Origin of the sequence: Flavobacterium aureirubrum (assembly GCF_038739835.1) — a bacterium.
GTDB classification, from domain to species: Bacteria; Bacteroidota; Bacteroidia; order Flavobacteriales; family Flavobacteriaceae; genus Flavobacterium; species Flavobacterium aureirubrum.
In genome coordinates this window covers 86,986-109,046 of sequence record NZ_JBCGDO010000002.1, presented here as the reverse complement: position 1 = coordinate 109,046, position 22,061 = coordinate 86,986, and the positions used below count along the sequence as shown (strand labels likewise).

The following is a 22,061-nucleotide window of genomic DNA, read 5'->3' as shown; positions in this document are numbered from 1 at the left end:
AATAACTTGAAACTAAAATCAATATGGGAACAATTAAACTACAAAATATTAGAACCTATTCATTTCATGGCTGTTTAGTTGAAGAGTCAAAAATTGGGTCAGACTATCGAGTTGACTTAGAAATAAAAACCGATTTACGAAAATCTATGGCTTCAGATGAACTTGTAGATACTGTAGATTATGTTTTGCTCAATAAGATAGTAGTGGAAGAAATGGCTATTCGTTCAAAGTTATTGGAACACGTTGGTCACAGAATTGTAAGTAGGATATTTAAGGAAATAGCATCTGTGTCTAGAATTGTTTTGGCTGTTTCTAAACTTAATCCACCTATTGGCGGCGATGTTGAAGCTGTAACTATTGAATTGGAAGAATATAGGAATTAAGTACGGTTTACGAAGTTGGAATTACGAAGTGGTTATAAAACTTTTTAAACTTTAAACTTTAAACTTTAAACTTTTTATTATATTTGCCGTCCATCTGGCATCGTGGCCGAGTGGCTAGGCACCGGTCTGCAAAACCGTATACTCCGGTTCGAATCCGGACGATGCCTCTTAATTAAGCTCTCTTTTAGAGGGCTTTTTTTATGGAGCAAATTTTTAGAAAAAATTAATTAAATATAATGCAAAACCGACTATTCTGGTTCTCCCGAAGCGTCGGGACGGACGATGCCACAAAAACTTTCAAGGAAACTTGGAGGTTTTTTTTTATAGAAAATTTTTAGAAAAATTACTTTTCACTTTCCAACTTTTCAATTGCAGAATTTACAATTTTTTGTTCTTTAGGAAACCAAGCTTGAGATAGTAATACAATACCGCATATAATCAAAATTATGCTGATAATTTTTTTTACTACTAGAATGTTTTTTGGATTTAATTTTTTTCGTAACTGTTTGGCTGCTAAAATTTTAAATATGTCTGTAAGAAAATAAGTAACTATTAAAGTGCCGAAAAAAGTCAACATCCTTGACGTTTTTAATTCAAGCTGTGGACCAACAGTTATTAAAATTGCTAACCAAAAACCAAGTACTCCAATATTGATAAAATTTAGAAAAAAACCCTTGATGAATAAAGAAATATAATTGGTTTTTTCTAAAACTTTGGGGTCAATTTCATCTATACTTTTTTTAGACTCCTTTTTATTTTGTATGAAGGAAATAATGCCATAAGTGAGCATTACAAATCCGCCAAAAATATATAATGCTGGATCGTTTTTTATACTTTGAATCAGTCGATAGCTACTAAAAAAAGCAATCGCAATAAAAACAATATCGGCTAAAACAACACCTAAATCAAAAATAATCGCAGCTCTAAATCCTTTAACTACACTAGTTTCTAATAACACAAAAAAAACAGGTCCTATCATGAAACTTAGAAAAAATCCAAGTGGAATTGCTGATAAAATATCGTTAATCATTATTTTTTACAAATTTGTATCGCAAGTTAAAATTTAAAAATTAAAATTTGAAATAATTTCTATTTAGCTAATTCAATCGTTCCTCCAGCAATTGTTTTCTGGTTCACTTGTTTTGGCTTTCCATAGATGGTAATTTCGCCACCTGCTCGAACTTTTGCATCAACAAAATCGGTTGCAAAAATAGCGGCTTCACCACCAGCGTTTAATGAAATTACAGTTTGCTTTGTTTTTAATTTTTCAGCTTCATACATACCGCCAGAATTCACTATAATATCTTGATTTTCTGCCATTCCTTCTAGTTCAATTTTTGAACCATTGGCAACTCTAGCGCTTAATTTTTGAACATCGAGTTTCAGTTTCACTTCTGAACCTTCTTTTACTTTTATGTCAAAGGCTATAGTTTTAATGATATCGCCACAGGCAATTCTTGAACCTTCATTGGCTTCAACTGCTTCTAAATTATTGAAATAAACAGTAACTGATATGTTATCTCCTTTGAGCAATTTAGTTAACGGCATTCTAATTTTTAATTCACCGTTTTTATTTACTAATTCTACTTCATTTGCCTCTTTTCCATCAATTAAAATTTTATTTTCGTTGCTTTTAACTAAAAAAACATCAATTTGGTCAAAAGAAGTAACCTTATTAAAATCACCAACCTCTTTTTTTACTTGTCCAAATGCTATGGAACTGAATACTAATAAACTATAAACAAATTTTTTCATGAGTTTTAAATTTTATAAAGCACTTCGACTGCGCTCAATGTGACAAAAATATACCTATTCATTTCTTCTAATAAAGTGAAAATCCAATTGTTTTTTAACCAAATCTGCAGTTTTTACTTTTACATAAACTTCATCTCCAAGTTGTAGTAAACCTTTTGAAACTTGTCCAACTAATGCGTATTGCTTTTCATCAAATACATAATAATCTTCTTTTATTTCACGAATGCGAACCATTCCTTCGCATTTATTTTCGATGATTTCTACATAAATTCCCCATTCGGTTACACCTGAAATTACACCTAAAAATTCCTGATCTTTGTGATCTTGCATGTATTTTACTTGCATGTATTTTACAGAATCTCGTTCGGCTTGAGCAGCTAAACCTTCCATATTACTGGAATGTTCACATTTTTCTTCAAAGATTTCAGCATCAGCAGATTTTCCTCCATCTAAATAAAACTGCAATAATCGATGCACCATTACATCAGGATATCTTCGAATTGGCGATGTAAAATGACTATAATAATCAAAAGCTAATCCGTAATGACCAATATTTTCAGTTGAATATTTTGCTTTACTCATACTTCGAATGGTTAATGTATCGACTAAATTTTGTTCTTTTTTACCATTCACTTCATTCAATAAATTGTTCAACGATTTTGAAATATCTTGTTTGGATTTCATATTGATGGAATAACCAAATTTCGAAATAACTGTTTGCAAGTTTATCAATTTATCTTCATTTGGTTCATCGTGAATTCTATACACAAAAGTTTTCTTTTGTTTTCCAATGAATTCGGCCACTTTTCGATTGGCTAAAAGCATAAATTCTTCAATTAAATGATTAGCATCTTTCGAAACTTTGAAGAAGACACCAACAGGTTCAGCTGCTTCATTTAAATTGAATTTTACTTCTACTTTGTCAAACGAAATTGCTCCAGCTGCCATTCTTTTTCTACGCAAAATAACAGCTAAATCTTGCATTTGAAGTGTAGCTGCAACAATATCGGATGAAACTTTATATTCTTTTCCTGTTAACGAAATTTCGGCTGGAATAACATCAGATTTAGTCTCAATAATTTGCTGTGCTTCTTCATAAGTAAAACGTTGATCAGAAAAAATAATAGTTCGTCCAAACCATTGATTAACCACTTCAGCTTTTGGTGTTAATTCAAAAATAGCCGAAAACGTATACTTTTCTTCGTGTGGTCGAAGCGAACAAGCATAATTTGATAAAACTTCGGGTAACATTGGAACAACTCTATCTACTAAATACACCGAAGTTGCTCTGTTATAAGCTTCATCATCTAAAATAGTTCCTTCTTTTAAATAGTGGGAAACATCAGCAATATGAACTCCAATTTCATAGTTTCCGTTTTCTAGAACTTGAAACGATAGTGCGTCGTCAAAATCTTTAGCATCTTTAGGATCTATAGTAAACGTGAGTACTTTCCGCATGTCTCTTCGTTTATGGATTTCGTCTTGAGTTATCGAAGTATCGAGTTTATTAGCGTAAGTTTCTACTTCTATTGGAAAATCATAAGGCAAACCATATTCAGCAAGAATGGCGTGAATTTCGGTATTGTGTTCGCCAGGTTTTCCTAAAACTTTAATTACCGAACCAAAAGGTGAATCGGCTTTTACTGGCCAATCTTCTAATTTTACTAATACTACATCACCATGCTCAGCATCGGCTAATTTATTTTTTGGAATAAAAATGTCGGTGTACATTTTGGCATTGGCTGTAGTTACAAATCCAAAATTCTTTTGAATATCAATCACTCCAACAAATTCTGTTTTATGTCTTTCAAGAATTTCTATAACTTCTGCTTCTGGTTTTCTAGAACTTCTCCGATTGTAAACATAAGCTTTAACTTTATCTTTATCTAAAGCATGATTTAAATTAATAAAAGGAATATAAACATCGTCTTCTAAATCTTCACAAACAAAATAACCCGATTTTCTAGAAGTCATATCAACATAACCTTCATAATATTGCTGACTGGAAGCTTTTACCAAATATTTTCCTGGTTCTGACTCAATAATTAGTTTTTGAGCAGCAAGAATTTTTAAATCTTTTATAATTTCGTTTCTACTCTTTGTATCATCCAATTCAAGAATAGCAGCTATTTGTTTGTAATTAAAAGGTTTATTAGCGTTTTTAGATAATATTTTAAATATTTTTTCAGAAAAGGTTTTTTCGTTTTTTCCGAACTTCTTTGGTTTTCTACTCATTTTACGTTTCAATTAATGCTGAAAATTACAAAATAGTAATTAGTTAACAGTAATTAGTGAATAGTTTTATTTAAAATATAACATTTTGAAAAACTTAAAAAATTAGAGTTTTCAACAATCATTAGAATCATAAGAAAAAAGATTTAATTAATTTTTAATTTATGATGGTTATTATAGCGTGTTAATAGCTACAATAACTTTTTACTAAAATTTATTTAAAAAAAGTTATATAGATTTATACATAGAAATTAACAATTATTTCACATTCTAAAGTTCTAAAAATGAGTAAATATTTAGATTTTATTAACAGTTGTTAGTATTGTAAAGAGTGTTTCTTTATTTAATAAGTTTTATTTTCATAATTGTTAGAAACTAACTTTTTTATATTGATAAATTTATTTAAAAAAAATCAAAACTAATCTTGATTTTTTAGTTTCAATTTTTGATTAGAAAAATTTCTTTTACTTCCATAAAAAACTTCTAATAATCTATCTGAAGTTGTTAACACTTAATGTTAATTTAAGGTTAACTGATTATCAAGGAATTGCAAAACACTATAAACATTGTAAAAATTTAACAAAATATATAAATAAAAAGCACTGATTTTAAAATAGTTGATTAATTTGTTTATATTAGTAAAATTAAATAATTTATCTATCAAGTAGTTAACGTAAAATAAAAATACAAACAATACTTTCTGTAAATTTGTAATTTTAAACGCATAAAATAAATTATGAAAATCTCCATTGGAAACGATCACGCCGGACCAGATTATAAAAAAGCAATAGTAGCTTTTTTGGAGCAGAATGGGCATAAAATTATAAATCATGGTACAGACACTTTTGATAGTGTTGATTATCCTGATTTTGGTCATCTTGTAGCAAAGGATGTTGAAACAGGGAAAGTTGATTTTGGAATTGTAATTTGTGGTTCAGGAAACGGAATTAATATGACTGTAAATAAGCATCAAGGTATTCGAGCAGCATTATGTTGGACAAAAGAAATTGCCACTTTAGCACGTCAACATAACAATGCAAATATCATCAGTATTCCTGCGCGATTTACATCAATACAACAAACTATAGAAATGGTAGATATTTTTCTAAATACTAATTTTGAAGGAGGAAGACATGAGAGTAGAGTGAAAAAAATAACATGTTAATACAAAATAAATAATGCTTCAAAATATAAAATCAGTTAGCGATTATAATAATCTAGGAAGAAAAATTGCTTTACTCACTTTCTTACTTGGTGGTTTTATATTAGCATCTTATTATCTAACCGCATACAGTGGTATGATATATATAAGTATTTTTTTTATGATTACCTTTTTTGTTTTGAACACTTCGCTCTCCATAATTTTGATTACACTTTTTTTTAAAAACAAAGCAGAACGAAACGCTATTTTACTCACTCTTTTTTTAATGTTTCTCAATGTACCTATTGGCTTTCTTTTTTTACAAATAGGTTTTGAAGTGTATGGCATTATAATAAATAATTAATAATGAGTGAAGTACATATCCACAAACATGAAGTAAAAAGCAAAAACTTATTTTTTTCGATACTACTTAATGTTATAATCACTATTGCTCAAGTAGTTGGCGGAATTATCTCAGGAAGTTTAGCTTTAATTTCTGATGCGTTACACAATTTTTCAGATGTTCTCTCTTTAGTTTTTAGCTTAATTGCTCATAAACTTTCTCGAAAAAAAGCTTCTATCGATTATACTTTTGGTTACAAACGAGCCGAATTAATTGCTGCTTTTGTTAATGCTTCTACACTAGTTATTGTTGCATTATTTTTAATTTATGGAGCTATTGGACGTTTTTTAAATCCACATCCAATTCAGTCTGGTTTAGTAATTTGGCTAGCTTTATTAGGAATTATTGTCAATGGTTTGTCCGTGATTTTATTACAAAAAGACGCGCAGCATAATATCAATATGAAATCGGCTTATTTGCATTTACTAACCGATATGATGGCATCAGTTGCTGTTTTAATTGGTGGATTGTTAATGAAATTTTACGGTTGGTTTTGGGTAGACAGCGTTATGACAATTGCTATTGCGATATATTTAATTGTTGTAGGTGTTAAATTATTAATCACTTCCACAAAAATGTTAATGCTTTTTACTCCAGAGCACATCGATATCAAAGAAATAGTGCGCGAAGTACATAAAATTCCGGGAGTGAATAAGTTACACCATATTCATGTTTGGCATCTTAATGATGAAGAATTACATCTCGAAGCTCATCTCGATTGTTCGGCGGACATAAAAATGAGTGAATTCAACACTTTACTGCATGAAGTTGAACAAATACTTTTCCAAAAATTCCATATCAATCATATTAATATTCAACCCGAATTTAGAAAAGAAGACCCAAAAGATTTTATCGTTCAGGATTAAACTTTGCTAATCAAAATGATCCAAACACAATTTATAAAAAACTTAGTGGCAACAGCCGATAAAAACATTGAAGCTACTTTAAAACTGCTTTCAGAAGATTGCACCATTCCCTTTATTTCCCGTTATCGAAAAGACCAAACCGGAAATCTTGATGAAGTTCAAGTGGAAACTATTGCTAAACTTTCAAAGCAATATGACGAAATTATAAAACGAAAAGAAAGTGTTTTAAAATCCATCGAAGAACAAGGTCAACTATCGGCTGAACTAAAATCTAAAATCGAAAAAAGCTTTGATTTGCACGAAATCGAAGATTTGTATTTGCCCTATAAAAAGAAGAAAAAAACCCGCGCCGATGTTGCTCGAGAAAATGGATTGGAACCTTTGGCAAATTTAATTTTGGCGCAAACAAATGATGACGTAGACTTTTTAGCCACACAATTCATTAATAAAAACGTCATTAATGAAGACGAGGCGTTGCAAGGCGCACGAGATATAGTTGCAGAAAATATTAATGAAAATATTGTCGTTCGTCAAAGTTTACGACGGTTATTTAACAGAAAAGCTATTATTGAAACAAAGGTTGTAAAAAAGAAAGCCGACGAGGAAGAAGCGCAAAAATATAAACAATATTTCGACTGGACAGAACCTATTTCAAAAGCGCCTTCACATCGATTATTAGCAATGCTTCGTGCCGAAAATGAAGGTTTTATCAAAATAAAAATTGATGTCGATAGTGACGAAGCCTACGATTTAATTGACGAATTGATTATTAAAAATGGAAATAGTCCCTCTTTTTCACACGTTCAACTAGCTATAGAAGACAGTTATAAACGGTTATTATATCCAGCCATTTCCAACGAAACTTTACAAGAAGCAAAAGCAAAAGCCGACAAAACCGCAATAGACGTTTTTACAAATAATTTAGGACAATTATTACTTGCGCCACCATTAGGCGAAAAGCGAATTCTGGCAATCGATCCAGGTTATCGAAGCGGTTGTAAAATAGTTTGTCTCGACGAAAAAGGCGATTTGTTATACAACGAAACCATTTACCCACATCAGCCACAATCCCGAATTAACTCGGGAGAAACCACGATGGCGATGAAAAAGATAAAATCGATGGTTAATGCTTACAACATTGAAGCTATTTCTATTGGAAACGGTACCGCTTCTCGCGAAACGGAATTTTTTATCAAAAAAATTGCTTTTGATAAGCCAGTTCAGGTTTTTGTAGTTTCCGAAGCTGGAGCATCAGTGTATTCAGCAAGTAAAATTGCCCGCGATGAATTTCCAAATTTTGACGTTACGGTTCGTGGTTCGGTTTCTATTGGACGACGACTTTCTGATCCGTTGGCCGAATTAGTAAAAATCGATCCAAAATCCATAGGAGTTGGTCAATATCAGCATGATGTAGACCAAACTAAACTGAAAGAAGAACTAGACAATACTGTTATTCGTTGTGTGAATTCTGTTGGAATAAATATCAATACAGCCAGTAAATCATTGTTGAGTTACGTTTCTGGAATCGGTGAAAAAATGGCTGAAAATATCGTCGCTTATCGTCAAGAAAACGGTCCGTTTGAAGATAGAAAACAACTGAAAAAAGTACCAAGATTAGGTGAAAAAGCCTATCAACAAGCCGCAGCTTTCATACGAATAAAAGACGGAAAAAATCCATTAGACAATTCGGCCGTTCATCCCGAAGCATACGGAATTGTAGAAAAAATGGCAAAAGATTTAAGATTAAAAACCAACGAATTAATTGCCAACAAAGAAAAAATTGCTTCAATTAAACCCGAAAATTATATCACTAACGATATTGGAATTTTAGGAATAAAAGATATTCTAAAAGAACTCGAAAAACCAGGATTAGACCCAAGAAAAGCCGCTAAAATTTTCGAATTTGATGCTAACGTAAAAACAATTAAAGACCTTCGTTCCGGCATGATTTTACCAGGAATTGTCAATAACATTACTGCTTTTGGTTGCTTTGTCGATATCGGAATTAAAGAAAGTGGATTGGTTCACATTTCACAACTTAAAGCCGGTTTTGTTTCCGATGTGAACGAAGTGGTGAAATTACACCAACATGTTCAAGTAAAAGTGATTGAAGTCGACGAAGATAGAAAGCGAATTCAATTGACGATGGTTATTTGATAAATCACAAATAAAAAGTTCCAAACTCTGATAACTAAGAATTGGAATTTTTTTACTGGAATTTAATAATTGTTATCTTTGTTATTATGAACTCAGAAATTACTATAAACGACTTTTCACAACATCTTTTTTGGGATGTAGATTTGAATGGATTTGATTTAGAAAAGCATAAATCTCATTTGATACAAAAAGTTTTAGAGTATGGTTTCATTAAAGATTGGGAATTGTTAAAAAAACTTTATGGATTAGAGACTATTAAAGAAGTTTCTTTAAACCTAAGAAGTCTTGATGCGGTCACACTTTCTTACCTATCCGCTATTTTTAAAATCGACAAAACAGAATTTAGATGCTACAAACACAGACAGTTGTTCCCGAACTTATGGAACTCTTAAAAAAAATTATGTCTGAAAAAACTTTTTCAAATTTTAATTTGGCTGGAGGAACATCGTTAGCATTACAAATGGGTCATCGAAATTCGGTTGATATTGATTTGTTTGGTAATTCAGAAATTAATTCAGAATTATTTGTTGAAAAACTTTTTGAATTTGGAGAAGTAAAAGTTGCCCAGAGCACAAAAAACATTCTGATTACAAAGATTAATGATATTAAAGTAGATTTTGTGAACTACAAATATCCGCTACTATCAGAATATTTGTTTATAGAAAATATTAGAATGCTTTCTATCAAAGATATTGCAGCGATGAAACTAAATGCCATAGCAGGTAGAGGAAGTAAAAAAGATTTCATCGACTTGTATTTTTTGTTGAATGAATTTTCGTTAAAAGAAATTTTATCATTTTATGAAAAAAAATTCAACGATGGTTCTGTTTTTATGGTTCAAAAAAGTTTATCCTATTTTGAAGATGCAAATGCCCAACAACAACCCATTATGTTCAAAGATTTCAACTGGGAAACTTGCAAACAAAAAATTGTAGAAGAACTAGTGAAATTGTAAAAAAAATTCCAAATTCCAATCGTATACAATTGAAATTTGGAAATTTTTATATTTGGATTTAAAAAGGATGGTTATTCCTTCTTTTCTTCTTCTTTTTTAGCTGCTGGCGCATCATCTTTTGCAGCATTTTTAAATTCTTTAACACCACTACCTAAACCTCTCATCAATTCCGGAATTTTTCTACCACCAAAAAGCAATAAAACAACTGCCAATATCAAAAGTATCTGTGGCATTCCTATTTCGCCTAAAAATATCATTAAAAAATTCATCTTTACTGTAGTTAAATTGATTATTGTGCAAATGTAGAAAATAAATTAGTAACAGCGCGAGATTTGACGTTAAAGAACGTTAAAGTTAATAAAATCTAAAGCAGATATAATTTTCTATATTTGTAGGATAATCAAATTTTATGTCGGAGAAACGGCTTAAACGCAAAATATTAAAGAAAAAATTATTCACAAAAAACCGCTTGGTTATTTTAAACGAAGATACTTTTGAAGAAGTATTTTCTTTACGATTAACATTGATGAATGTTTTTGTGGTGGCAACTGTGGGCGCATTATTGATAATTTTTGTCACGACATACATTATTGCTTTTACGCCGCTACGCGAATATATTCCGGGTTATGCATCTACTAAATTAAAAAAAGACGCCACAGAATTAGCCTTGAAGTCAGACTCTTTGGCCAATGCTTTACAAAAAAACGAAGCCTATATTGCATCTATCAAGAAGGTATTAACAGGCGATTTGGAATACGCTAAATTCAATAAAGATTCCATCACCTCTTCTGAATTAGTGACTATTTCGGAAGAAGATTTACAACCGTCAAAAGCCGATCTTAAATTGCGTGAAGAAGTAGCAAGAGAAGATAAATTCAATCTGTTTGAAAAAGCAAGACCAAAATCGGGCATCGTACTTTTCCCACCAATAAAAGGAATGGTGACCGAAAAATTCAACCCAAAAATCAAACATTACGCGATAGATGTTGCTGTAGCCAAAAACACGGCTATAAAATCAATTTTAAGTGGCACAGTTATTTTTGCCGATTGGACACCAACCACAGGAAATGTAGTCATCATAAGACACAATAACGGATTTATTTCAGTATACAAACACGCAGCATCGGTAACGGTTGCTCAAGGCGATAAAGTAAAAACAGGCGAAGTCATTGCGCTTGCAGGTTCATCAGGTCAAGAGTCTACAGGAATTCATTTGCATTTCGAATTATGGAAAGACGGTTACCCAATTGATCCAAGCATTTTTATAAATTTTGAATAATATGGAAGCAATTTTAGACTACATAACCGAAAACTTATTTTTCATGCCTTTTTTAATAGGAATTATTTTTGTTATTACAGCTCTAATTTCGCTACGATTTCCACCAAAAAAAATTAATCATTTTTATGGTTATCGAACAGCAAATTCTATGAAAAACCAAGAAGTTTGGAATTTCTCTCAAAAATTTTCTTCCATTAAAATGATGCAAAGCGGACTATTTTTGTTTGCTATTTCATTTTTAGGATTGCTATTCCATCTCAATGAAACAGCACAACTAATCGTTGGAATTACATTATCATTTCTGGTTTGCATTTTCTTATTTTTTACAACAGAAAAAGCTATCAAAAAGAATTTCCCAAATCTTTAAAATTATGTCGATAAAGTCATTTGCAGCCAAAATTTTTGCCAAACATATTCATAAAAAAACCCAAGCTTGGGCAAATAATCCTGTGGAAACCCAGCGCAAGGTTTTCCAAGAATTAATCCATCAAGCTAAAGATACCATTTTTGGAAAAGATCATCATTTTTCTGAAATCAAAACGGTTGAAGATTTTGCAAGGCAAGTTCCAATAAGAGATTATGAAGCACTGCGACCTTATGTTGACAGAATGGTTCAAGGCGAAGAAAATATCCTATGGAAAGGAAAACCAATTTATTTTGCAAAAACTTCAGGAACAACTTCAGGTGCAAAATATATTCCGTTGACTAAAGAGTCGATGCCTTTTCATATTCAAGCGGCGCGAAATGCTATTTTGAGTTATATTCACGAAACAAGTAAAGCCGATTTTGTTGACGGTAAAATGATTTTCTTGCAAGGAAGTCCAATTTTGGAAGATAAAAACGGTATCAAATTAGGAAGATTGTCAGGAATTGTGGCACATTTTGTTCCAAAATATTTGCAAAAAAACCGCATGCCAAGCTGGGAAACCAACTGTATTGAAGATTGGGAAACCAAAGTCGATGCTGTTGTTGAAGAAACTTTCAATGAAAACATGACCGTAATTTCTGGAATTCCATCATGGGTTCAGATGTATTTTGAAAAACTGGAGCAAAAAGGAAAAAAACCAGTTGGAGAAATTTTTAGAAACTTCAATCTCTTTATTTATGGCGGTGTAAATTTTGAACCTTATCGTGCTAAATTTGAAAATTTAATAGGAAGAAAAGTAGACTCCATTGAACTTTTTCCTGCTTCTGAAGGATTTTTTGCGTACCAAGATTTACAATCGGAAAAAGGCATGTTGTTGCTTTTAAATTCAGGAATTTTTTATGAATTTGTTAAATCAGATGAGTTTTTTACTGAAAAACCTAGACGATATACAATTGCTGAGGTTGAATTGAACGTGAATTATGTTTTGATTATTTCCACAAATGCAGGATTATGGGCATACAATATTGGCGATACAGTACAGTTCACCAGTTTGAAGCCTTATAGAGTAATTGTTTCGGGTCGAATTAAGCATTTTATTTCGGCGTTTGGCGAACACGTCATCGGCAAAGAAGTAGAACACGCTTTGAAAGAAGCCATGGAAAATTCTAATATCCGAGTAAATGAATTTACAGTTGCGCCACAAATCAATCCAAGCCAAGGATTACCATATCACGAATGGTTTATCGAGTTTGATCCCGACGCTTCGGGACATCCTGAAAATATGGACGAGTTTGCTCTGAAAATTGATAATGCTATGCGAAAACAAAACGTTTATTATGATGATTTAATAGTTGGAAAAGTACTGCGAACGCTCGTCATTACCAAAGTCAAAAAAAATGGTTTTCAAGACTATATGAAATCAATCGGAAAATTAGGTGGACAAAATAAAATTCCGCGATTGAGTAATGATAGGAAAATAGTGGATTTGCTAAAAAGAGAATAGAGGAAAGATGAAAGACAAAAGAGTTTTTTGGCTGATGTTATTGATTACTTCAACTATTTCTTCACAAACCAAAGGCATTGTTGTAGACGAATATGACAAACCCATTCCGTATGTGAATATTTGGGTAGAGAACGAAAATATTGGGACAACATCAGAGGAAAACGGGACTTTTACTATTGATACCGAAGATAAGAACAAAAATTTATTCTTCTCAATTATTGGTTTTGAAAAGAAAACGGTGAAAGTGGCTCAGGCAACAAAAGTGGTTTTGCAATCGATTACAAATGAGCTGGACGAAGTGTTGATTTTTAACAAAAAAGAGACTAAGGAAATCCAAATAGGAATAGTAGAAAACACCATTTTTCAAGCATTTGATAACGGACCAAAAAATGATATTAAATTTTTTCCCTACAACCCAAAATACAGCAAAACCAAACATATAAAACAAGTAAAAATTTCTACCGACAGCAAAATAGAAACCGCTACTCTTAAACTTCATTTTTTTTCAGTAGATGAAAAGGGTTTTCCAGGCGCTGAATTATTAAAAAAAGACTTGATTGTCAACATTAAAAAAGGAGGAAAAAGCACTAAGATAAATGTTTCCGATTTTAATCTAACCATGCCAAAAAATGGAATATTTGTAGGTTTTGAAAAACTGATGATTGAAAATAACAAACTAGAACGCACAAGTGTAGATCAAAACACCAATAAAACCACGGTTCAAAAATTGTATTACCCATTTATTCTCTATAATTATGTTCAAAACCCAGAAGGATTTACTTTTTTAAGCGGAAAATGGATACGAAATAATGACGATAAAACAGGCAGATACGAACCTGCAATAACACTAATACTATCTAACTAAACATAAAAATCCTATCTTTGCTGGTTAGAAAATAAAATTTAATGAAGGAAATTAAAAACATTTCGCGCTCACGAGCGCAAGAATCGTCGGCAGCTATCGAACGATTGTACATTACGATGAGACATTTATTTAACAGAGGTTTTTATAAACCCATGGGTGTTTCAGGAGAAACTTTAAGAGAAGCATTATTAGAACTTAGACCCGAAATTTATGGCAGCATTGCCGAAGAAAAAGTAGAGCTCAACGGTTTACTTTATGTTATAGAAAGACTTCCTGTGGGCATTGAAGAATGTCGATTCATCAATTTAACTTCAGACGAAGGCTATTCAAAGTCTCATTTTCAAGCGATTGTTCCACCAAAAAGAAGACGAAATTGTTACCGCATCGACAACGAACAAATGAACGTGGAAATCACACGAGGACGTTCTGATATTTACGATATTTTAACCCATTTGACATTTATTTTTATAGAGTCACATAAAATAAAAAATAGAGTTTTAATCGACGAAATTGATTTAGAAGTAACGCGCGATTGGCAAAAATTGGAGCAAACTATTTTACAAAATAAGAAGCTAACTCAAATTGAAAAAGAGATTGCTATTTCTCATGTTGCCAATATTTTAGGTAGAAGTTTTTCGGAAGTATTAGAAATTTATCCTTCATTTGGAACTTCAGAGAAGCCCGATCGATTTTTGCATATAGTTTATTGGCTTGGCAAATTAGCCATAGAAGAAATTGTTGAAAACAACAAAAGAACCATTACATTTAGTCCTATTTTAAGAGAACGACTAGGACATCACATTCATGGCGAAATTTGGGCAACTACCATCAAGCAAGTTTTAAAAGAAAACAATTTATTAGAAAGACCTATTCATATTATCAGTGCCAATATGCACAGTGTGATGAATTCTATTTTTGCTACAACAGTTTTGCAATCAAAATACAAGGATAAAACTGATTTCTTTATATATGAAGAATTGAGTAAATCGGGTGCTGATCCTGTTAGAAACAAAGTAGAGGAATTTGCGTTAAAACACGGAATGATTTCTATTCCAGACCAATCGGGAACTAATATTGATGTTCAAATTTTTGATACAGCAAAAATTGATTGGGCAAAATCTAGTTTTCCAAATGCAAAAATCGGGAAAGAAAGTCCTGTTTTGATTGTTATGGATTATGCCTTTGGTGAACAAGCCTTTGAAACCATTGATGAATTATTAAAACCTTACAAAGAAGGAAAAAACAGAACTTTTTTAAAGGTAGAATCAGTTTCGATAATGGGAAAAGCCGGAATTTTAGAAGGTGGAAAGGGCGACATCATGATACCGTCAGCACACATCAACGAAGGAACAGCAGACAATTATCCATTTGAGAATGAACTAACAGCGAAAATGTTTGAAGGAAATGAAATTCCTGTTTTCTCAGGACCAATGATTACTGTTCTTGGAACATCACTTCAAAATAAAGATTTATTGAAATTTTTCCACGAGTCAACTTGGGGCGTAATTGGTCTTGAAATGGAAGGCGCTTATTATCAAAAAGCCATACAATCGGCATCAAAAATTAGAAAAAGTATCAACCCCAACGTGAAAGTGCGCTATGCCTATTATGCTTCGGATAATCCTTTGGAAACCGGAAGTACTTTAGCTTCAGGAGGTTTAGGAACAACAGGAGTAAAACCAACCTATTTGATTACCATCAAAATATTAGAACAAATTTTTAACATAAAATAAATTCTCATGAGTGCAACACCTCAAAACAACCAAGACAATCAGGAGATAGATTTGTCTCAGATTTCTAAAAAAATTGGTGATTTTTTTGAAAATATCTCTACATCTGTTTTCAAAGTGTTTCTATTCTTTAAAAGAAACATTTTGTGGGTTGGCATATTATTCGTTTTAGGCGCAGCGTTAGGTTTTTATATGGATAAAACCACTAAGTTGTATGATAATCAAATTATTGTTGCTCCAAACTTTGGTTCAGCAGATTATTTGTATGCTAAAGTTGATTTAATCAACTCAAAAATAGAAAATAGCGATACTGTGTTTCTTAGAGATGTTGTTGGTATTAAAAAGACTCTTAATTTGAAAAAAATAAGTATCCAGCCTATTATTGATGTATACAAATTTGTAGAAAATAGAGAAAAAGACAACAACTTTGAATTACTGAAATTAATGGCTGAAGACGGCGATATAAAAAAAATTATTAATGATGAAACAACCAGTAAAAACTATCCGTTTCATGAAATTTCTTTTGTAACATTGAACGAAACAACCAATCAAGAGACAGTTGAACCAATTTTAAAATTTCTAAACGACTCGAAATACTATTCTGTTATTCAAAAGCAATACATAGAAAACATTAAAATTAAAATGGTTGAAAACGACTCTATTATTTCGCAGATTAATGCAATTTTAAACACCTTTTCAAATACAACCAATAGTTCGCAGAAGAGTGATAAATTAGTTTATTACAATGAAAATTCACAGTTAGCGGATGTATTAAAAACTAAAAATGATTTGGTTTATGAACAAGGTTCTCGTCGTTTGGATTTAATCAATTTAGATAAAATAATAAAAGACGACAGTATTACTTTAAACATAAGAAATACAAAATCGGTAAAAGGAAAAATGAAATTGGTATTACCAGTATTTTTTATAGCTCTTTTTGTACTAGCTGGATTTTTAAAGTCCTATTACAGAAGACAAATGGCTAAATTAAACAGTTAATTTATGAAAGGAATAATTTTAGCCGGAGGTTCAGGCACAAGATTGCATCCATTGACATTAGCAGTAAGTAAGCAATTGATGCCTATTTATGACAAACCAATGATTTACTATCCATTGTCAACTTTAATGTGGTCGGGAATTCGAGAAATATTGATTATTTCCACGCCACATGACTTACCTCTTTTTCAACAATTATTGGGTGATGGTTCACGGTTGGGTTGTCGATTTGAGTATGCTGTTCAAGAACATCCAAACGGTTTAGCAGAAGCTTTTATCATTGGTAAAGAATTTATTGGAAACGATAAAGTAGCGCTGGTTTTGGGCGATAATATTTTTTACGGAACTGGATTAGCTGAGCTATTACAAAGTAATAATAACCCCGATGGTGGAATCATTTATGCTTATCATGTTCATGATCCAGAACGTTATGGTGTGGTTGATTTTGATACTAATGGCAAAGTATTATCAATCGAAGAAAAGCCAATCGAACCAAAATCAAATTTTGCCGTTCCAGGAATTTATTTTTATGACAATGATGTCGTAGAAATAGCAAGCAATATTAAACCAAGTCATCGAGGAGAAATTGAAATTACCGATGTTAATAAAGAATATCTAACAAGAGGTAAACTTAAAGTAAGTATTCTTGATAGAGGAACAGCATGGTTTGATACAGGAACTTTTAACTCATTAATGCAAGCCAGTCAGTTTGTACAAGTCATAGAAGAACGCCAAGGATTAAAGATAGGTTCTATTGAAGAAGCAGCATTTAAAATGGGTTATATCGATGCAGAACAACTTAAAAAAATAGCAGAACCATTGCTTAAGAGTGGTTACGGAAAACACTTATTAAGTTTAGTTTAGCCAAATGAATTATCCATATAAGGCATTTAAGAACATATAAGTAAAAGTACAGGAAAACATACAAAACCGATAAAAACTTAAATTACCTTACTTGTCTTAGATGGTAAATTAAAAAATTTAGGTTTCTATTTTGAAGTTGAAATTGATTTTTGAATTGCTATTGAATTAAAAAACTATGAACTTTATCCCAACAAAATTAGAAGGTTGTTTCGTTATTGAACCTAAAGTTATTCAAGATGAACGAGGCTATTTTATGGAAAGTTTCAACGAAAAGACGTTTCAAAACGGAATTGGTCAAAATGTTCATTTTGTTCAAGACAATCAATCCTTTTCCTCAAAAGGTGTTTTGCGCGGATTACATTATCAAACAGGTGAACATGCTCAAGCCAAATTAGTTCGCGTTTTAAAAGGTGAGGTTTTGGATGTTGCTGTTGATATTAGACCCAATTCCCCAACATTTGGGCAATATGAAGCTGTATTTTTATCATCGGAAAATCAGAAACAATTTTTTGTACCTAGAGGATTTGCACACGGGTTTTTAGTTTTGAGCGAAACGGCTACGTTTTTTTACAAATGTGATAATTTTTACAACAAAGAGTCAGAAGGCGGAATTAGCTATGACGACAAAACCGTGAATATTGATTGGAAATTTCCTTTGGAAGATTTAATCATTTCCGAAAAAGATAAAGTACAACCTACAATAGAAAATGCCAAGAAAGCATGGTAGTTTTAGTCACTGGAGCTAACGGACAATTAGGACAAAGTTTGCAATATGTTGCAACAAAATATCCTGAACTTCAGTTTGTTTTTTGCTCGTCTTCAGAATTAGACATTACTAATTTAGAAAAAATAGCATCCGTTTTTTCTAAAATTCAGCCCAACTTTTGTATCAATGCCGCAGCGTATACAGCGGTTGATAAAGCCGAAAGTGAACCCGAAAAAGCGTATTTGATTAATGCAACAGGCGCCAAAAATGTAGCAGAAGTTTGCAAAGAATACAACACGATTTTACTTCATGTTTCTACTGATTTTGTATTTGACGGCAACAAGCAAACGCCTTACAATGAAGAAGATTTACCCAATCCAACAGGAATTTACGGCAAGACCAAGTTAGAAGGTGAAATCGAAATTCAAAAAATATGGGCAAATCATTTTATTGTTAGAACATCGTGGGTTTATTCACAATTTGGTAATAATTTTATGAAAACTATGTTGCGTTTAGCTTCTGAAAGAGATATTATTTCTGTGGTAAACGACCAAATTGGTACACCAACAAATGCAGTAGACTTAGCAGAAGGGTTAATAAAGATAATAACTGAACACTTAAAACTGAACACTGAACACTTTTATGGAATCTACAATTTCAGTCATGAAGGACAATGTTCATGGTATGATTTTGCCAAAAAAATATTTGAAATTAATAATATAAATATAAATTTACTTCCAATACCAACAAGTAGTTTTCCAACACCAGCAAAACGACCGAGTTTTAGTGTTTTGGATAAGAGTAAAATAAAAAAAGTTTTTGGAATAGAAATTAACAATTGGGAAGAAAGTTTAAGAAATCAAAGTGAATAATAGTCCTAAAATATCAATCGTAAGTCCGGTTTATAGAGCCGAAAAAATTGTTGAGAGTTTGGTAACCGAAATCCAAAATACAATGCAAAAGATGAATTTGTCTTATGAAATTGTGTTGGTTGATGACAGAAGTCCTGACAATTCTTGGCAAGAAATGAAATCACTTTCAGCACGATTTGATACTGTTAAATCCATTCGATTGAGTAAAAACTTTGGTCAACATCCAGCAATTATGGCAGGTTTGGCAAATACTTCGGGCGAATGGATTATTGTTATGGATTGTGATTTACAAGATCAACCTAAAGAAATTATAAAATTATATCAAAAAGCTCAAGAAGGTTTTGAAATTGTTCTAGCGAGAAGAGTAAAACGGTCGGATACTTTTTTTAAAAAATTATCATCAAAAATTTTCTCAAAAGTGTATAGTTTTTTTACCGAAACAAAGTATGATAATGAAATTGCTAATTTTGGAATTTATCATAGAAAAGTGGTTAATTCAATCTTAGAAATTTCCGATTATATTAAGTTTTTTCCATTGTTTGTCAACTTTGTTGGGTTTAAATCCACATCAATAACTGTTGAACACGCTTTTCGAGATGAAGGAAAGTCAAGTTATAGTTTTTCTAAATTGGTTAGTTTAGCATTTAATACCATTATTTCATTTTCAAACAAGCCATTGAAACTTTTTGTAAAATTTGGAATGATTATATCTTTTCTATCATTTTGCGTTGGAATATATTACATATACCAAGCGTTACACCATGAAATTGCAGTTTTAGGATTTACATCTTTAATTGTGTCTATTTGGTTTTTATCTGGAATAATAATAACAACTATTGGAGTTACTGGAATTTACATTGGAAAAATTTTCGACCAATCAAAAAATCGTCCTGTTTTTATAATTGATGAAATAGTATGATAGAAGAAAAGAAATGGGATTCAGATTTTTTTAATCTAAAAATTGGTGAAGTAAATTTATCTGATGGTGAAGATTATTCAAATTTTACTGATTATGATTTGTTGTATGTTGTTTCAGATGAAGATTTTGATTTAAAATTAGATGGTTTTAAAAATTCGTTTTCTGAACAAAAAGTAAAGTTTCACAAAAATTTGAGCGAAATTTTTCAAACCAATGAAAACGTTTTTTCACATTCAGAAATAGAATATAACATTCAAAATATCTATCAACTAGCTTTTGAAAGTGGAAAACACAGTCGATTTTTACTCGATAAAAACTTTGGAACAGAAAAATTCAAAGAATTGTATCGTCTTTGGATAGATAATTCCATTTCAAAAACTTTTGCAGACGATGTTCTTTTGTATAAAAATAACGAAGAAGTTGTGGGTTTATTAACTTATAAAATTACTGATGACAAAGCTACTGTAGGGTTAATTGCAGTTTCTAACGAACAGCAAGGAAAAGGGATTGGTGGAATTTTATTAAAGCATTTAGAAACAGTTTTATATCAAAAAAAGATAACCAGTTTAATAATACCAACACAATTTGAAAATAAACAAGCTTGTAATTTTTATCATAAGCAAGGATATTCTATTTGTGATAACACCTTTATAAAACATTATTGGAAAATTAATGATACCATTTAATAAACCTTACCTAACGGGTAATGAAACAAAATATATTGAAGAAGCTGTTGCTTCTGGAAAAATTTCAGGAAATGGTATTTTTACTCAAAAGTGCCAGACATTCTTTGAAGATAAGTATAATTTCAAAAAAGCACTACTTACAACTTCTTGTACTGATGCATTGGAGATGTGTGCTTTACTGGCTGATATAAAACCAGGAGACGAAGTAATTGTTCCTAGTTATACATTTGTTTCTTCTGCACTTGCATTCATAAGACAAAATGCACACATTGTTTTTGCGGATTCTTATCCTAATAATCCAAATATTGACGCAGATAAAATTGAAAGTTTAATTACCCCCAAAACTAAAGCAATTGTAGTTGTACATTATGCAGGAATTGCATGTGATATGGAGAAAATTATGAGGATTGCAGAAAAAAACAATCTGATAGTAATAGAAGATGCAGCACAAGCAATTGACAGTTATTGTATTTTTGAGGATGGAACAAGAAAAGCATTAGGAAGTATAGGGCATTTGGGAGCTTTTTCTTTTCATGAAACTAAAAATATAATTTCTGGAGAAGGAGGAATGCTCACAGTAAACGACGATCGTTTTATTGAAAGAGCAGAAATTATTTGGGAAAAAGGAACTAATAGAGCTTTATTTTTTCGAGGCGAAATTAATAAATATGGTTGGGTAGATACTGGTTCTTCATTTTTACCAAGTGAAATAATTTCAGCTTTTCTTTGGGCTCAATTAGAAAATATTGAAAAAATACAGCAAAAAAGATTAGAAATATGGAATGGATATTATGAAGGATTAAAAAACAACCCTAGTATAAAATTACCTACAATTCCTAAGTATGCTACCAACAACGCACACATGTTTTATATCGTCTGCAAAAATTTGGATAGCAGAACAAACCTTATCAGTAAACTCAAAGAAAATAATATTTTAGCTGTTTTTCATTATCTATCATTACATAAAAGTGAGTTTTATGCCAAGAAACATGATGGTAGAAACCTCTTAAATTCTGATAAATTTGAAGATTGTCTTTTGAGACTTCCTTTGTTTTATGAACAAACGGAAGAACAACAGAAAAAAATAATTAACATAATTAATTCATTTTCATGAAAGAGATAAATTCTCAAGTTTTTAAAGATCAATATCAAATTAAAAACGGAAAATATATTTTTATTCTTGTTTACTAAGAAGTAGCAACTAACTTTGTCGGAACTTCAGTAATATAAGTGTTATTTTTTCTTTTAAAATAAAACTAATTTTTAGATTGTTGCATATATTTTTTTGGTTTTTACACTTTTCAATTTTTTACAACATTATAAGTAATAACTTAGTTTAGGGCATTAATATTTTATCCGAAAGAATAACCAAATAGTTAAA

The 22,061-nt window shown here is 31.2% G+C and carries 23 protein-coding genes and 1 tRNA gene; 20 read left to right on the top strand and 4 right to left on the bottom strand.

All coding sequences use genetic code 11. From position 1 onward, the window contains the following. Positions 1-23 precede the first annotated feature (23 nt). Positions 24-383 carry a dihydroneopterin aldolase gene (folB, locus tag WFZ85_RS02700; RefSeq protein WP_342694745.1) on the top strand — a complete coding sequence of 120 codons (360 nt, stop codon included), beginning with the start codon at positions 24-26 and terminating at the stop codon, positions 381-383. Positions 384-479: 96 nt separating this feature from the next. Then, positions 480-550, top strand: a tRNA-Cys gene (locus WFZ85_RS02695). A gap of 176 nt (positions 551-726) precedes the next feature. Here the strand turns inward: WFZ85_RS02695 and WFZ85_RS02690 are convergent. The 3 genes from WFZ85_RS02690 to rnr are packed head-to-tail and all read right to left on the bottom strand — an operon-like array spanning position 727 to position 4,373. Continuing rightward, entirely contained in the window at positions 727-1,413 is a 687-nt protein-coding gene (locus WFZ85_RS02690) for a LysE family translocator (protein WP_342694744.1), read from the bottom strand. Between the two features lie 59 nt (positions 1,414-1,472). After that, positions 1,473-2,138 (bottom strand): head GIN domain-containing protein, encoded by a 666-nt coding sequence (locus WFZ85_RS02685; protein ID WP_342694743.1) that lies wholly within the window; start codon positions 2,136-2,138, stop codon positions 1,473-1,475. Positions 2,139-2,192: 54 nt separating this feature from the next. Continuing rightward, a complete protein-coding gene (gene rnr, locus WFZ85_RS02680) occupies positions 2,193-4,373 on the bottom strand; it encodes a ribonuclease R (RefSeq protein ID WP_342694742.1) in 2,181 nt (726 codons plus the stop codon). Between the two features lie 733 nt (positions 4,374-5,106). On the opposite strand from rnr, the gene rpiB reads away from it, so the two are divergent. From rpiB to WFZ85_RS02650, 6 genes are all read left to right on the top strand, one after another. Continuing rightward, positions 5,107-5,535, top strand: coding sequence for a ribose 5-phosphate isomerase B (gene rpiB / locus WFZ85_RS02675; protein WP_342694741.1), 429 nt, complete (start codon positions 5,107-5,109; stop codon positions 5,533-5,535). 13 nt (positions 5,536-5,548) lie between these two features. Beyond that, positions 5,549-5,875, top strand: a complete 327-nt coding sequence (locus tag WFZ85_RS02670; RefSeq protein WP_342694740.1) for a hypothetical protein — start codon at positions 5,549-5,551, stop codon at positions 5,873-5,875. A 2-nt stretch (positions 5,876-5,877) separates the two neighbouring features. Beyond that, the gene (locus WFZ85_RS02665) at positions 5,878-6,780 is read left to right on the top strand and encodes a cation diffusion facilitator family transporter (protein WP_342694739.1); all 903 of its coding nucleotides are present in this window, start codon (positions 5,878-5,880) and stop codon (positions 6,778-6,780) included. Between the two features lie 15 nt (positions 6,781-6,795). Beyond that, positions 6,796-8,937, top strand: coding sequence for a Tex family protein (locus WFZ85_RS02660; RefSeq protein WP_342694738.1), 2,142 nt, complete (start codon positions 6,796-6,798; stop codon positions 8,935-8,937). An 86-nt stretch (positions 8,938-9,023) separates the two neighbouring features. Next, positions 9,024-9,329, top strand: a complete 306-nt coding sequence (locus tag WFZ85_RS02655; protein ID WP_342694737.1) for a DUF6922 domain-containing protein — start codon at positions 9,024-9,026, stop codon at positions 9,327-9,329. Between the two features lie 8 nt (positions 9,330-9,337). Then, positions 9,338-9,892, top strand: a complete 555-nt coding sequence (locus WFZ85_RS02650) for a nucleotidyl transferase AbiEii/AbiGii toxin family protein (protein WP_342694736.1) — start codon at positions 9,338-9,340, stop codon at positions 9,890-9,892. A gap of 71 nt (positions 9,893-9,963) precedes the next feature. Here the strand turns inward: WFZ85_RS02650 and tatA are convergent, their stop codons facing one another. After that, entirely contained in the window at positions 9,964-10,161 is a 198-nt protein-coding gene (gene tatA, locus WFZ85_RS02645; RefSeq protein WP_342694735.1) for a twin-arginine translocase TatA/TatE family subunit, read from the bottom strand. Positions 10,162-10,361: 200 nt separating this feature from the next. Between tatA and WFZ85_RS02640 the strand changes: the two genes are divergently transcribed. The 12 genes from WFZ85_RS02640 (at position 10,362) to rffA (ending at position 21,794) form a co-directional block, all read left to right on the top strand. Further along, entirely contained in the window at positions 10,362-11,171 is an 810-nt protein-coding gene (locus WFZ85_RS02640; protein WP_342694734.1) for a M23 family metallopeptidase, read from the top strand. Position 11,172: 1 nt separating this feature from the next. Beyond that, the gene (locus WFZ85_RS02635; protein ID WP_342694733.1) at positions 11,173-11,538 is read left to right on the top strand and encodes an SdpI family protein; all 366 of its coding nucleotides are present in this window, start codon (positions 11,173-11,175) and stop codon (positions 11,536-11,538) included. Between the two features lie 4 nt (positions 11,539-11,542). Continuing rightward, the gene (locus tag WFZ85_RS02630; protein WP_342694732.1) at positions 11,543-13,042 is read left to right on the top strand and encodes a GH3 auxin-responsive promoter family protein; all 1,500 of its coding nucleotides are present in this window, start codon (positions 11,543-11,545) and stop codon (positions 13,040-13,042) included. A 7-nt stretch (positions 13,043-13,049) separates the two neighbouring features. Then, the gene (locus WFZ85_RS02625) at positions 13,050-13,907 is read left to right on the top strand and encodes a carboxypeptidase-like regulatory domain-containing protein (RefSeq protein WP_342694731.1); all 858 of its coding nucleotides are present in this window, start codon (positions 13,050-13,052) and stop codon (positions 13,905-13,907) included. Positions 13,908-13,948: 41 nt separating this feature from the next. Further along, positions 13,949-15,640 (top strand): DUF6909 family protein, encoded by a 1,692-nt coding sequence (locus WFZ85_RS02620; protein WP_342694730.1) that lies wholly within the window; start codon positions 13,949-13,951, stop codon positions 15,638-15,640. A gap of 6 nt (positions 15,641-15,646) precedes the next feature. Next, positions 15,647-16,636: a hypothetical protein gene (locus tag WFZ85_RS02615; protein WP_342694729.1), complete on the top strand. Its 990-nt coding sequence runs from the start codon at positions 15,647-15,649 to the stop codon at positions 16,634-16,636. Between the two features lie 3 nt (positions 16,637-16,639). Then, positions 16,640-17,497: a glucose-1-phosphate thymidylyltransferase RfbA gene (gene rfbA / locus WFZ85_RS02610; protein WP_342694728.1), complete on the top strand. Its 858-nt coding sequence runs from the start codon at positions 16,640-16,642 to the stop codon at positions 17,495-17,497. A 175-nt stretch (positions 17,498-17,672) separates the two neighbouring features. After that, a complete protein-coding gene (rfbC, locus tag WFZ85_RS02605) occupies positions 17,673-18,224 on the top strand; it encodes a dTDP-4-dehydrorhamnose 3,5-epimerase (RefSeq protein ID WP_342694727.1) in 552 nt (183 codons plus the stop codon). Beyond that, positions 18,218-19,075: a dTDP-4-dehydrorhamnose reductase gene (rfbD, locus tag WFZ85_RS02600; RefSeq protein WP_342694726.1), complete on the top strand. Its 858-nt coding sequence runs from the start codon at positions 18,218-18,220 to the stop codon at positions 19,073-19,075. The genes rfbC and rfbD overlap by 7 nt, the downstream gene beginning before the upstream one ends. Then, the gene (locus WFZ85_RS02595; RefSeq protein WP_342694725.1) at positions 19,068-19,994 is read left to right on the top strand and encodes a glycosyltransferase family 2 protein; all 927 of its coding nucleotides are present in this window, start codon (positions 19,068-19,070) and stop codon (positions 19,992-19,994) included. The genes rfbD and WFZ85_RS02595 overlap by 8 nt, the downstream gene beginning before the upstream one ends. Further along, complete coding sequence (locus tag WFZ85_RS02590) at positions 19,991-20,680, top strand: GNAT family N-acetyltransferase (RefSeq protein WP_342694724.1); 690 nt, start codon at positions 19,991-19,993, stop codon at positions 20,678-20,680. The genes WFZ85_RS02595 and WFZ85_RS02590 overlap by 4 nt, the downstream gene beginning before the upstream one ends. Then, complete coding sequence (gene rffA, locus WFZ85_RS02585; protein ID WP_342694723.1) at positions 20,667-21,794, top strand: dTDP-4-amino-4,6-dideoxygalactose transaminase; 1,128 nt, start codon at positions 20,667-20,669, stop codon at positions 21,792-21,794. Before WFZ85_RS02590 ends, rffA begins: the two co-directional genes overlap by 14 nt. Positions 21,795-22,061 lie beyond the last annotated feature (267 nt).